Annotated in this window: 12 protein-coding genes; 1 reads left to right on the forward strand and 11 read right to left on the reverse strand. The window is 43.1% G+C overall.

Annotated elements, in window-relative coordinates; genetic code table 11:
- The 3 genes from ABY044_RS11840 to ABY044_RS11850 all read right to left on the reverse strand — a co-directional run.
- A partial coding sequence (locus ABY044_RS11840) for a hypothetical protein (protein WP_373020914.1) occupies positions 1-1,259 on the reverse strand: 1,259 nt, incomplete at its 3' end.
- Between the two features lie 33 nt (positions 1,260-1,292).
- Positions 1,293-2,765, reverse strand: coding sequence for a ribonuclease G (rng, locus tag ABY044_RS11845; protein WP_373020916.1), 1,473 nt, complete (start codon positions 2,763-2,765; stop codon positions 1,293-1,295).
- The gene (locus ABY044_RS11850; RefSeq protein WP_373020917.1) at positions 2,758-3,375 is read right to left on the reverse strand and encodes a nucleoside triphosphate pyrophosphatase; all 618 of its coding nucleotides are present in this window, start codon (positions 3,373-3,375) and stop codon (positions 2,758-2,760) included. Before ABY044_RS11850 ends, rng begins: the two co-directional genes overlap by 8 nt.
- A 100-nt stretch (positions 3,376-3,475) precedes the next feature.
- Here ABY044_RS11850 and ABY044_RS11855 point away from each other — a divergent pair, with 100 nt between their 5' ends.
- On the forward strand, positions 3,476-3,886 hold the full coding sequence (locus tag ABY044_RS11855) for a hypothetical protein (protein ID WP_373020918.1): 411 nt from the start codon (positions 3,476-3,478) through the stop codon (positions 3,884-3,886).
- Positions 3,887-3,916: 30 nt separating this feature from the next.
- Here ABY044_RS11855 and ABY044_RS11860 read toward each other — a convergent pair whose 3' ends face one another.
- The 8 genes from ABY044_RS11860 to ABY044_RS11895 form a co-directional block, all read right to left on the reverse strand.
- Positions 3,917-6,727 (reverse strand): FAD-binding and (Fe-S)-binding domain-containing protein, encoded by a 2,811-nt coding sequence (locus ABY044_RS11860; protein ID WP_373020920.1) that lies wholly within the window; start codon positions 6,725-6,727, stop codon positions 3,917-3,919.
- Between the two features lie 98 nt (positions 6,728-6,825).
- Complete coding sequence (locus ABY044_RS11865; RefSeq protein ID WP_373020922.1) at positions 6,826-7,839, reverse strand: hypothetical protein; 1,014 nt, start codon at positions 7,837-7,839, stop codon at positions 6,826-6,828.
- 93 nt (positions 7,840-7,932) lie between these two features.
- Entirely contained in the window at positions 7,933-9,279 is a 1,347-nt protein-coding gene (locus ABY044_RS11870; protein ID WP_373020924.1) for an O-antigen ligase family protein, read from the reverse strand.
- A complete protein-coding gene (locus ABY044_RS11875) occupies positions 9,246-9,992 on the reverse strand; it encodes a hypothetical protein (protein ID WP_373020926.1) in 747 nt (248 codons plus the stop codon). Before ABY044_RS11875 ends, ABY044_RS11870 begins: the two co-directional genes overlap by 34 nt.
- A gap of 1 nt (position 9,993) precedes the next feature.
- Positions 9,994-11,067: a hypothetical protein gene (locus ABY044_RS11880; RefSeq protein ID WP_373020928.1), complete on the reverse strand. Its 1,074-nt coding sequence runs from the start codon at positions 11,065-11,067 to the stop codon at positions 9,994-9,996.
- 120 nt (positions 11,068-11,187) lie between these two features.
- On the reverse strand, positions 11,188-12,192 hold the full coding sequence (locus ABY044_RS11885; RefSeq protein ID WP_373020930.1) for an NAD-dependent epimerase: 1,005 nt from the start codon (positions 12,190-12,192) through the stop codon (positions 11,188-11,190).
- On the reverse strand, positions 12,193-13,365 hold the full coding sequence (locus ABY044_RS11890; protein ID WP_373020931.1) for a nucleotide sugar dehydrogenase: 1,173 nt from the start codon (positions 13,363-13,365) through the stop codon (positions 12,193-12,195).
- A 68-nt stretch (positions 13,366-13,433) separates the two neighbouring features.
- Positions 13,434-13,691: hypothetical protein (locus ABY044_RS11895; RefSeq protein ID WP_373020932.1), on the reverse strand; the 258-nt coding region annotated here is incomplete at its 5' end.

Below are 13,691 nucleotides of genomic sequence, written 5' to 3' on the forward strand. Positions count from 1 at the left end.
CCTCGCTTGTCGACATACAACTTTTCCATTGCCAAACCCGGCAAAGTGGTGACAGGAATCGATAACTTAGAAACCTCTAACGATAAGTTCTCCATAATCAGGGTATCTACATTGATATCTCCCTCGATATTTTCAAGCGACAACTCCACCGAAGCCTCAAACAGCTGAGCGACATTCTCGTTCTTAAGAATGGCATGGATCATTTTCTTAAACGGTTCGATATTAAATTTTTGAGTTGTAAAGTGTAGATTTCTATTCGATGACAACGATAACTCAATCGGAGCGACGGTTTCGATATACTGATTATCCAACTGCACCCGGCTAGCTGAAAACAACCAATCACTTCCTTCCTGACTGTAGATCTGAGATTGGTTCTTCCACTCTAAATTGACGCCCAAAGTTTTAGGCAACGCCTCTTCATTATCCGGCCAGCCCAATGCCTGTGCATACAGATCAATATTTAAATCCGACAGCAAGGCTTTAGAAAGTTTCCCTTTAACCTCAACGGTTAATTCACCGTCGGGCAAAACCTGGTGCCATTTATCCGGTAATAAATTCGCTAAATTTTTGAGACCCAACGGTTGAAAAGAGGTAAGCGAAAATTGTCCCTGCTCAACCCCCCCCCATACATTAGGAAGAAACGACCCCTTGAACTGAAACAACTCATTTTTTAAATAAGAACCGTAAGAAAGACTTAAATCCGCTGCCAATGTCCAGCTAGCACCCTTGAAGGCCTGAAAAGTTTGTACATTCAATGTCGTAGGCACACCGTTCTGAGGAACGGATAAAGTTAAATCGACAATATCGACACGTTTCCAAAGCCGACTGATATTGAGACGTCGAATAGATTGTTCGACGGACTGCATAGAAATTAATGTCGTTGCATCCACCTCTTTCGGCAAATCCGCTTTCGAGGAAAACTGCAACAAATTCAATCCGCGAATCTCTAGGAATTCACCCAAGCTCGCTCTAGGTATTAAAGGGGCAAACAAATTAAAATCAAACGACAAACGCTCAGCCTCAACCTCAAAGGCTTCATGCTCAATCAACAGATCTTCGGCACTCAGCGTCACCCCCGACCAGTTTTGCTCAATTTTCAGGTTCTGGAATTCAATTTGACTTTGGGTAACACTTTCCACCACCGCACCAAACTGCTCAGGCGCCAATTGCGCCCAAGTTATCAACACGCGCACCACCACCAAATACGTTACAAACAACGCAAACAAGATTAACAATAGTTGCCGGGTACGCTTGATCATGCCACACCAATTACCTTATCGAACATTACCGGATTACATCATCACAACATCGAATTGTTCTGCGGCATAAGTGCTTTCCGCCTGAAAACGAATACTTTTATCCAAAAACGCCTCCAGTTCCGCGACGCTGCTCGACTCTTCGTCCATAATTCTCGCCACCACACTCTCTGCCGCAATCACTCGATATTGCTTAGCATCAAAAGAGCGAGCCATACGGGTAATTTCTCTAAAAATTTCATAAGCGACAGTTTCCGCGGTCTTCACCGTTCCGCGCCCATTACACATAGGGCAAGGTTCACATAAAGTCCTTTCCAAACTTTCACGGGTTCGTTTCCGTGTCATCTCGACCAAACCTAGATTTGAGATATTACTAATCGAGGTTTTAACCCGATCCTTTGCCAATTCTTTTTCCAAGGCAGATAGAACATGCGCCTTATGCTCTTCGGCCTCCATGTCGATAAAATCCAGAATAATAATTCCGCCGAGGTTTCTCAATCGCAATTGACGTGCAATCGCCTGCGTCGCCTCCAAATTGGTACGATAAATCGTTTCTTCCAGATTTTTGTGCCCCACAAATGCACCGGTATTAACATCGATCGTCGCCATGGCCTCAGTCTGATCGATAATCAAATACCCACCGGACTTTAAGTTGACGCGCTTTTCCAAGGCACCTTGAATCTCTTGTTCAATATTATAAAGATCGAAAATAGGCCGTTCTCCGGTATATAAACCAACCCGGTCGCCCAACTCCATCACATAGGTATCGACAAACTGCTTCATTTTTTGCAGTGTTTCCGTAGAGTCGACCCGAATCTTCTCGATACGATCAATCGGGATGTCACGCATAATACGCAAATAAAGTGGCAAGTCTTCATAGATTATGCACGGCTTGCGGGCATTGCGCGCTTTCTCCTGCACATCTCGCCACAACCGCTGAAGAAAGATCATATCGGCACGCAACTCATGAAAATTAACGCCTTCGGCAACCGTCCTGACGATAAACCCACCTTCGGAATCTTTATATTCAGGAATCTGCTTCATCAAGTCACGCAAACGCTCGCGCTCTTCACTCTGTTCGATTTTCTGAGACACGCCCAAGGCACGCTCATTCGGCATATAAACCACCATCCGCGACGGAATCGTCACCTGCATGGTAATACGGGCGCCTTTCGTACCCAAAGGATCCTTAACTACTTGCACCATGATCTTCTGACCTGGGCGCAGTAATTTAGCAATATCCTCGCACTCTTCTTCATCATCATGACCGACACTTTTTTGACAAACGTCCGATACATGTAAAAAAGCGGCCCGCTCCAACCCAATATTGACAAAGGCGGCTTGCATGCCAGGCAAAACGCGATCGACTTTACCGATATAAAGATTACCGACCAATCCGCGCTTATTACTTCTTTCTACCCAGATTTCCTGCAAAACTCCGTTTTCCACCCACGCCACACGCGTTTCATTCGGAGTAACGTTAACTAAAACTTTTTCTTCATTATGCATCTTGAATGCCTTTAAACTTTTCTAGATAACCCGAGACCGTTAAGAGTTGATCCAACTCGAATAGCGGCAACCCCATTACCCCTGAATAACTACCTGAAATTTTCTCTATAAATCGTGCACCCAAACCTTGAATTGCATAACTGCCGGCTTTACCTTCCGGCTCACCGCTTTGCCAATAAGCATGAATTTCGTCTTCCGACAAATCCCTAAAAGACACTAACGTTTGATTCAAGGCTGAAAAAACTTCGCCGTCATAAACGACTGAAACCGAGGACAAAACCGTATGCGTTTTTCCGGCCAATAAACGTAACATTCGATGGGCATCCGCTTCGTTCTTAGGTTTACCGAAAACTTTGCCGTCTAGGACGACTGCAGTATCCCCGCCAATAACCCAAATCTTTTTACCCGCTACTTTATTGAAGCCAGAAAGCGCTTTTTCAATTGCAATTCGACGCACGTAAGACTCCGGACTTTCGTGCGGCAATGCCACCTCTTCCACCGGTGCATTGATCACTTCAAACTCTAAGTTCAATTGATGTAACAATTCCTGCCTACGCGGGGAACCCGATGCCAGATAAAGTAATTTGGCTTCATTCATCCGTGTTTTCATAAAATTCTGCTATTATTTAATCTTAATTATCTGCTCATTCTAACCCGTAAATACGTCGAATGGGCGTTTTAGAAAACGTTTTATAACAAAGCGAATTTATATGGACATCATTCTGCCAAATCACTCTCCCGAATTATTAGAATCCACATTTGACGCCGTATATCTATACGACCACCCGCTCTTTTCATTAATGGCAGAAAAAACTGTAATGCCGTGGTTTTTAGTTGTCCCCAAAAAACAACTGAATGCGAATGACGATTTAAATTACGTGCAACAACTCTACGGAGAAATCTATCGCCTGATCGGCTTCATTCAGCAGAATAACATCGGCCAACATTTCAATATCGCCAAAATTGGCAACAAGAATCCGAACCAGCATATTCATTTGATTTTTAGAGAAGAGAGTGACGAGGTGTGGCCGGATGCAGTCTGGTGTCATGAACCACTAACCGCTTCTGATGAAACGCCGGAACGTCTTAAAACCGCGCTAGCGCCTTTTTTTGAAAGTTAAGTAAACTTATTCGACAGATCGAATTCCACGTTACAGAACTCGATCGAAAACCTGGGCAATATGAAGAGTTGAATGTCGACCTAAGTCCTCTAACTGATGGCGGCAACTGGTGCCGGTAGCGACAATCAAATCCTCAGCCCGGGCTTTTTCAAGCGTCGGCAATAAAACCTGCCCGGCGATGGTTTTTGAGACTTCATAATGCTTGTAACCGAACTCGCCTGACATACCGCAACACCCGGACGGAATCATTTCAGCTTCCACTCCCGGTATCAACCCTAACGCCTTGGCGCTGTCGGCCGGTTTTGCCAATGCCTTTTGATGGCAGTGCACATGCAGCCAGACCTTATTTTTAAGTTCCTTCAACTCCGGAACAAGGGAACGTTCGGACAAATCAAGCATCAACTCCTCATAAGACTTAACCTGACTCAACAAGGCTTCACAACAGGCCTGCTGAGTTTCAGGAATGTCGTTTTTCAATAAGTCTTTCGCCTCATCTCGCCAAACCAGCAACTCAGAAGGCTCGATGCCAACAATATAATCACCAGGCTGCCAGTTGTTCAGCAATGACACCATTTTCTGAAGCGCCCGTTTTGCTTCAGGCAACAGCCCCTTGCTGATCAAAGCGCGCGGAGACGCCTGCAAAAACACCGGCTCCACGTGCAATCCCATTTTTTGCAGACTGTTTAAAACGGCTTGACCGACTTTCGGCTCCTGATACTGACTGAATAAGTCACACAATACCCAAACATTGGCTGATGTGGATTGTTTTTCTGAGGCCGGTTGCACACTCCACCAATCCATCAGACTTTGAGAATGCGCTTTCGGAAGACTTCTGCGCTTATCAATCCCAAATAATGCCTTTACTAAAGAATTGGATTGGACCGCATTAAAAACGCCCGGAAAGCTTTGCCCTAAACGCAACAGGCCTGCATAATGTTTCAACGCCCATGCGCTTGCATCCCAAGGGCTGCGGGTTTGATGCAACACTTCCGCTTTAAGACGCGCCATATCGACATTGGCCGGGCACTCGGTTTTGCAGCCTTTACACCCCAGACACAGCTCCAACGCATCCTGCAATTCAGAATCCCGCAAAGCCTTTCGCGGATCAGGTTCGGTCAACGCATATCTCAAAAGATTGCTTCGCCCGCGTGTTGAATAATTTTCTTCGCGCGTCGCCTGGTACGAAGGGCACATTACTCCACGCCCGGCCGATTTCCGGCAGGCGGCCGCACCGTTGCATTTTTCCACCGCATCCATTAAAGACAGATCTTTCGACCAATCAAATGCCGTGGACAACAACTCTTTAGGCTGGCGATCGGCGCGCAAATTTTCGGTGATAGCAGCGTCGCCAATGATGACTCCCGGATTAAGCAGGTTATGCGGATCAAACGCGCGCTTCACTTCCAACAGATAAGCATATACCTGCTCACCAACCTGCTCCTTCAAAAACGGGGCACGGATCCTTCCATCGCCGTGCTCGCCGGACAAAGCACCGCGATATTTCTTAACCAATTTAGAGTTACGCTCGGCAATCGTCCGAAACAACCGTTTGCCTTCTTCAGTCGCCAAATCCAGTTCCGGGCGGATATGAATCAACCCAACCGATGCATGACCGTAATAAACACACCCCACTTCCAACTCGGCCATCAACGCCTGGACATCCTGAAAGTAATCGAACAAGGAATGAACCGGAACGGCTGCGTCTTCAATCACAGCCACTGCCTTCTTACGGGTTACCTTACCCATAAGCATCCCTAGGCCTGCCTTGCGAACCTCCCATACTTTGGAAGAATCCTCTGGGTTGATAATCGACGCAGAATAGGCACCCTTCTCAAGCAACCAGGCCTGCAGGGATTTCAAACGGTTTTCGAGTTCCGCTTTTGATTCGTCAAACAGTTCAATAACGAGCACTGCCTGAGGGTCGCCATCAATCCAAAAACGGTTTTGCTGCTGCTGGCGATTGGCTTTGGTTCCATCCAGCGTCGGCTTATCGATCAACTCGATTGCAGCCGGTTCAAACTCCAACAATCTCGGCACGATCTTCATGGCACTTTCGACAGAACCGAAATGCGCACAAATCAATTGGCGATGCTTCGGCAACTCAACCAGATTCAGACAGGCCTGTTTGATGACAGCCAAGGTTCCTTCGCTACCACAGATCAATGGAGCCAGATTGAACGGTTTGCCTTTTGGATTGAATGGTTGATGGTGACGATAAATCTCATCCAACGCATAGCCTGTATTACGACGCTTGATGGATGGATGTGGGAAATGTTCCAGAATATCTTTGCCGTGGCGTTCCAGAAGATTGAACACGGTACGGTAAATATTACCTTCAAAGTCCTGTTGTTCGAGCTTATCCTGAAGCATGATTTCGGAGAGAGGCTCAAAGGTGGTTTGCGAACCGTCTGCCAGAATGACGTCGATGGACTTTACATGTTCTCGAGTAGTGCCGTAATAAACAGAGTAAGAACCGCAGGAGTTGTTACCGATCATGCCGCCAATCATGGCGCGATTAGAAGTTGAGGTATCCGGAGCAAAGCACAAACCGTCCGCTCGAACTAAATCATTTAAATCGTCCTGAATTACACCTGGCTCAACATCAATCTCTTTCTCTTCCGGACGGTAATCGATCACGCGCGTCAAATGCTTGGATACATCAATCAAGGTTCCGGAGCCGATCGCCTGCCCGCCCAAAGAAGTTCCGCCGGCGCGCAGGGTGATAGATTGACGACTCAGTAGCGAAGCTTTGACAACGTCAAGAAGAACATTCTGAGTCTCAGGCGTTACAGTTTGAAGAGCTTTAATCTCAAATATGGAAGCATCATTTGACACGTGCATTTCTATATCTCTTAACCATATTGTAAAAAATCATGAACTACACTTTTATGTACAAATAAACCATTTGACTCAATGCTTCATACCGAGGATTCCTGACCTCACGTAATTCCCAACGGCCCCGTCAAACCCAACAACATTGTAAAGTAGCTTAGATACAAATACTTCTTATTATAAGACCTATCATCCAAGTTAAGTTTCAGCTGATGCCAGACGATTAAGAAAGCGATCATAAAATTAAAAATCACCAACCCTATCCAACGGGAAAAATCGATACCAACTAAAAACAATGGAAAAATCGCCAATGGCGCAAGTAAAACGTATTTTAATTGTTTGTTCAAATCTCTATGTCTAAATGCAAACCAGATCAAAAGGAGATACGGCAACAAAATAAATAAATCCCTTAAAATTGAAGTCCATGTTTTAACGCGTCCATAACGCTCGAACGTAAAACCAATATTTTGAATAAGACTACTTGTCCATACGGCAACAGGAAACTCTTCGCTAGTAAAACCTGTTTTTGCAGTTAAATATTCTACCGTAAACAAATAATCAGCCTTACCAAAAGTCAATATACAAATCAGTGTCAATAACAACGAGCCGGCCAACAAGACGTACGCTACCTTAAGGTTCAATTCTTTAGAACGTAAGTACATAACGGCAAGAACCAACGGTAGACCGGTGAAAATATAAATTTCATGGATCAAAACCGCTGCCACAGATAGCGTTGGGATTAAAAACAAGATCCAATATTGAGACTTATATAGAACTATCCAGATTGAAAGCAACATCAAAAGAATATTAGTAGGATCTAACCTACCAAAATCATTCCCGAATTGCACTGCAGTCGCAGGTGAGAGTATAAATATCCCCATGAAAACCAAAGCCATTTTCTTCTGGTCGGGATAGGTAAACAAGGAATTCACAGCTTTCCAAACAACAACAAATACTGCGTTAATAATAAGATAACTGAATACGAAAACATTTACTTTATTAACTGTTATCCCAAACAAGTCAAAAACAGATGCGATCAACCCTCGTTTAAGAAATTCAAAATCATAACTAACAAAATACTGGGTAAGAATGTAATTTGTAATCGTTCGATCCCAGGTCAACTTCTCCGAGAAATAATCCGAAATCAATCCCGAACAAAGAATTAAATTGAATACCACAAAAAACAAAAAGAAATATCGCAATCCCAACTCAACTCACCCTGATACTTTTTTCACGCGACCATCTTCAGAACGATTGTTTGCCAAAGTTCGCGCACTTAAAAAGACGAATAATGTAATGAAAAAAATGTAAAAAATAACTCCAGTAGACAAATGAATCCAAGCCTCAGCCATCATGGAGATTGAAGAACTAATTACAAATAACAACCCAACCAGAGGCCAAGGGGAAAAGTCTCCACTCTGCTTCGATTCTTTCACTCCCCTACTAAAAAAGAAAAGCAAGTATCCAATCGTAATCAGTAAAGCCATGAGCCCAAGCACCCCTCTTGTAAACGCTTCTTCAATAAACTGATTATGCAGATGTCCAAAAGCCATCGAACCTTTACGCCCATAGACTTCTTCAATAATCGGCGCAGTCAAACGACGTTGTTCGGACATGGAGTTATCCTCCCCCACACCTGTCCATGGTTTTTCCAAAAAGCCCTGTATTCCAGCCTGAAATAGCACTAAACGCTTCCCTACACTGCCGGTTGAACCGGCACCTTCTGAATAATTATATAAATCCCCGGTCATTGCATCCCATCGCTTTTCAACTCGGTCACCGAAATAAAATAAAACCGAAGTAAAACAGACGATAAAGAATATCCAAAATGCGGCTACTTTCCTTAAATTCACAACCGAATTTCTTTTCAAATAAAGCCAGTAGAAAACACTCCATGCAATGAGAGCTTCCGGCAATCCAGCCCAAGCACTTCTGGTATCAGAAACCAACGAACCTATAAAAGAGATAAGAACCGTTACTATCAGAACGAATATGGTCCACGAACCTTTTTTGACAGCCCAAACAAATCCACCCAGCAAGATTACCGTAAATAAATTGCTGTATATACCGAAACGGAGAACAGTTGGGGTCGTCAGACCTCCGAAACGATATGTAAAAATCGCTGACCATTTGCCGACAAGATACAGTTCATACGCGATGACAAAAATCACGGAATAGGTAATAAAAATCAAACTCCACCAAACGACATCCTCAGAAGGTTTAAGTTGCCACCAAACAATCCAGACAAAAACCAATGCAACGATGGCGGATAATTTATGATCAATCAGATTGAAAGAAGACTCACCCAGCGGCAAATAAAAAACTACCGGAAAAATCCCTAATAATACAAATCCAAACACTAATACATAAAACCAATTTTTCGGTACAGAAAGCGCCTCACTAAAAGGCCTTCTAAAAGCTACAATCGAAATAATTGATAAGAGTAAAAAGGTGGTTTCAAGCGGTATCAACTTAGTTAAAACAAGAGTCCATCCAGCAACCGTTAGAATAAGGATTTTTAAATATTCTAATTTTCTCGATTCCAATAAAGTTGTATCCAACTTGCTCTCTTCCATTGTTTATAAGGTTTGTAAACCACATCGATAGGATCGGGCTTTCCATGAAAAATCACGATTTTCGCTCCCGCTGGCAAAACCGCTTCACCGATCGGCTTCAAGATACCTTTTTTCATAAGCACTTCACCCAGATGACCTAATAGCTTCCAGCCTTTAGCGCGACAATCTTTTTTATATGAGACGACCCAGTTTTCAGGATAAACTTCAACCGAAGGAATCACCAATCCTAACCAATCCTGATCGCCATGCATATTATGCATGATCCAGTCATGGTTATACTGAAAACCCTCCCAAACGTAATTCAAAGCCCCAATTTCAAAACGCACAACAGAACTATTGATAACATTCCATTTACTTCCCCCTTTATCCAAGATAGAGCAGGTAGCACCGGGTTTATAATCAAATAAATTATCCAACGATCCTGTAATCACTATATCCAAGTCAAGAAATAGCGCCGTACCTTCCAGACCATAAAAATCCTTTCGGTAAATAGAAAGCTTATGCCACCATCCCGTTAAAGTATCATCATAAAGAGGTAACACCTGAATCTCTTCTGAAAGTCCTTGGCTATCTTCTGTAATACAGTGGAATACAAAATCCCTATCTAAATTATGTTTAACCATGTGATAGAGTTTATTAACATCTTCAGCAGGGTATTTATTTCCCCATTTCAGACAAATGACATTAACTGGAGTCATATTATTTATTTGTCTCTCTTAGAAAAGATTCTTCGACTACTTTATCTGCCGGAGATTTTAGTAAAAAGTAAACCGTCACGAATAGAATGACAAAGGTTGGCAGTCCAATCAAATCCCTCAGCCATAAATATTCACCTTCCATCCTATGTGTTAACGGATAAACTAGGCCGGCCATTACCGCAAACCACAACCCTAACACCAAAATAGAATAAAACGCTTTAAGGTTAGGAGTCTCTTTTTTAAACTCCCACATACACCAGATCGCAAAAATAGCAAAATAAGTCAAATAGAATTGCTGCTGCCCGGCTTTGTAAAACAGCAATAGCATTGTAAATCCGGCCAAAAATGCAGTGTGCTGCTCAATCCTTCCATTCCAGAACAGCTTAAAAACATACCCAACCCCCAACAACACAAACAAGTTGGTTAGGCCAATAATAACTTGGGCCAAAAATTCACTCGGAAAATAAGCGCCATTTACAAATCTCATAATGGAAAAAAGTGCGGGATCTCTTCCATTTGCCTTACCGAAGGCATTTGCAAACGACCCTCCCCAAACCAGGTAAGTCACCAAGTACGTGAAAAACAATAGAAATAAAAATATTAGGGAAAATTTCAACAATTGCTGTTTATTTCGAGAAACATAAGGCAGTAAAAACAATGGATACAACTTTGTCAAAACCCCCAAAGCAATCACAACTATCCCGACAACCCGGTTTTTGTATTGTAGGATTAAGAACAAAGCGATAAAGACAAGCAATGCGACAAAGCTATCATTAAACCCATAAAAGGCCGTACTTAATATAAAGAAAGGGTTGAAGAACCAAAATATAAAAAATAACCACTTTTGAACAACCGATGCACGTGCATCCATTAAAAACACATACATCGAATAAAGCGCGATAAATAACCAGCTCGAAACAAACACTAACTTAGGAAGTTGATGATCAATTTGATATAACCAAGCAAATAAATTATAAACAGGCCCATAAGCATTGGCCGCTTCTATTTTTTTCCAAGGATCTCCTCCGGAAAGCACTAAGTCCCAGTGCCTAAAATAGAGTGCATAATCGTGCATTGGTTCAATCGTATAGCTAAACGCAATTAATCCGATGGAATAAACAATGGCAAACAGGAAAAACCAATACTTCTTATCGTAAAAAAACAAAATTATCTATCTCTTATTTATAAAACACGTTCAAGCATACAACTTAAACCACTCCACAAATCTCGAGATTCCAACCTCAATTTCTGTAGACGGTTTAAATCCGACATCCTGCATCAAATCACTCACATCGGCATAAGTCCGCGGCACATCTCCAGGCTGCATCGGCAGGTTATTGCGCACAGCCGTTTTACCCGTCGCGGATTCAATCGCATTGATAAAGCGTTCAAGGGTGATTGGCTGGTTATTACCGATGTTATAGATTTTGTAGGGAGCCTGAGCAGTAGTGATTTCCGTCTGCTGTGGCTTCGGAATGTGATCCATCACTCTAAGCACACCTTCGACGATATCATCGATATAGGTAAAATCGCGCTCCATCCGGCCATGATTGAAAACATCAATGGTCTCCCCGGCCAATATCTTCTTCGTGAACGAAAAATACGCCATGTCCGGGCGGCCCCACGGACCGTAAACGGTGAAAAAACGCAATCCAGTGGTCGGGATGTTATACAAATGACTGTACGTATGCGCCATCAGCTCGTTGGATTTTTTAGTCGCGGCATACAAAGAGATCGGAAAATCCACTCTGTCCTCGGTTGAAAAAGGAATTTTGCTGTTCATACCGTAAACTGAGCTGGAAGAAGCGTAAACCAAATGCGCCGTTTGCTGTTGACGACATCCTTCCAGAACATTTACGAATCCGACCAGATTTGAATCCACGTAAGCGTGAGGGTTTTCAATAGAGTAACGTACCCCCGCTTGTGCCGCTAAATGAATCACTCGATCAAATACATGACTCTTAAATAGGTCGGCCATCGCTTTTCGATCCGAAATATCCATCGTTATAAACTGATATTGATCACCGTAACCATTCTCTTCGCAGAATCGATTTAAAAAATCCAACCGCCCTTGCTTTAAACTCACATCATAATAATCATTAAGATTATCGATTCCGACTACTTGATGGCCTTGTTTCAATAAGGCTTGAGTTGTAAAAAAACCAATAAACCCGGCAGAACCGGTTACGAGTACTTTCATCTAATCATTTCCAAATAAATCACGCGTATACACTTTCTGCTCAACATCTCTAATTTCGTCAGTCATCCGATTGGCAATAATTACATCTGCCATTGCTTTGAACTCCTGCAAATCTTTCGTAACCTTAGAATTAAAGAACTCATCTTCTTCCAAAACCGGCTCATAAACAACCACATTAATTCCCTTGGCTTTAATGCGCTTCATCACACCCTGAATTGCAGAAGCCCTAAAATTATCGGATCCTTGCTTCATCACTAAACGATAAATTCCAACCACCTTAGGATTACGCTTAATCACCGAATCCGCTATAAAATCCTTACGTGTGGTATTGGCATCGACAATGGCACGAATCAAGTTATTAGGGACTTCTTGATAATTTGCCAATAACTGTTTGGTGTCTTTTGGCAGGCAATATCCCCCATATCCAAAAGAAGGGTTGTTGTAATGATCGCCGATTCGCGGATCTAGCCCGACCCCCTCAATGACCTGCCGCGTACTTAAACCATGGGTTTCACAGTAGGTATCCAGTTCATTAAAATAGGCAACACGCATTGCTAAATACGTATTAGAGAACAGCTTCACCGCTTCCGCTTCGGTTGCGTCGGTAAACAATACCGGAATGTCTTCCTGCTTTTTATAAGCCCCTTCCAGCAAGAGGTCGGCGAATACTTTTGCCCTTTCAGACTTTTCTCCCACGATGATTCGTGATGGATACAAGTTATCGTATAACGCCTTACCTTCTCTCAAGAATTCCGGAGAAAACATCAAGTTTTCGCAGCCCAACTCCTGCTTGATTCTATCGGTATAGCCCACAGGAATGGTGGATTTAATAACCATTACCGCTTCTGGATTAATCGCCATCACATCTTTGATCACGGCCTCAACCGATCGGGTATTGAATGTATTCGTTTCCGTATCGTAATCGGTCGGAGTAGCAATCACCACATAATCGGCTTTCTGGTAGGCGACTTCTTTATCCAGTGTGGCGGTAAAATTCAGAGGTTTATTTGCCAAAAAGTCTTCGATCTCGGTATCGACAATCGGCGAACGCTTATTGTTTAAGAGATCGATTTTTTCAGGAACGATGTCCAACGCAACCACTTCATGCTTTTGGGCAAGTAACATCGCTATCGAAAGTCCCACATACCCTGTTCCGGCAACCGCTATTTTCATGAAACCACCTTAGTGACAAAAATTTATCGAGATTCTACTACAAATTAAAATGACTATAGACATACAACTCAACCGTTCACCAGCTCGCTATAGTCCGATAATAATTGAATCTGCATCGCTTGAATCAAAGGAATAAAGTCCCGTTGAAAACCTTCGTTTTCATCTAATACCGCTTTAACGCCAATATCCGGACGTAGCCATTTTGTCGTCAACAATGCGCTACCGACATCTCCGATAACCTCACAGTAAGAACTCAGCATCGGCAGATAAAACTCAAATGCCATCTGGGTAGACAGAACCTCGGAGGCTCCATATTCCTTCAAGCC

Source organism: Thiomicrorhabdus sp., from assembly GCF_041583835.1.
GTDB lineage: Bacteria > Pseudomonadota > Gammaproteobacteria > Thiomicrospirales > Thiomicrospiraceae > Thiomicrorhabdus.

What these genes read in the sequence shown, in the direction of transcription:
- rng (WP_373020916.1), bottom strand. Translation starts at nt 2,765, where the DNA reads ATGCATAATGAAGAAAAAGTTTTAGTTAACGTTACTCCGAATGAAACG.
- ABY044_RS11880 (WP_373020928.1), bottom strand. Translation starts at nt 11,067, where the DNA reads ATGCACGATTATGCACTCTATTTTAGGCACTGGGACTTAGTGCTTTCC.
- ABY044_RS11855 (WP_373020918.1), top strand. Translation starts at nt 3,476, where the DNA reads ATGGACATCATTCTGCCAAATCACTCTCCCGAATTATTAGAATCCACA.
- ABY044_RS11850 (WP_373020917.1), bottom strand. Translation starts at nt 3,375, where the DNA reads ATGAAAACACGGATGAATGAAGCCAAATTACTTTATCTGGCATCGGGT.
- ABY044_RS11875 (WP_373020926.1), bottom strand. Translation starts at nt 9,992, where the DNA reads ATGACTCCAGTTAATGTCATTTGTCTGAAATGGGGAAATAAATACCCT.
- ABY044_RS11860 (WP_373020920.1), bottom strand. Translation starts at nt 6,727, where the DNA reads ATGCACGTGTCAAATGATGCTTCCATATTTGAGATTAAAGCTCTTCAA.
- ABY044_RS11890 (WP_373020931.1), bottom strand. Translation starts at nt 13,365, where the DNA reads ATGAAAATAGCGGTTGCCGGAACAGGGTATGTGGGACTTTCGATAGCG.
- ABY044_RS11885 (WP_373020930.1), bottom strand. Translation starts at nt 12,192, where the DNA reads ATGAAAGTACTCGTAACCGGTTCTGCCGGGTTTATTGGTTTTTTTACA.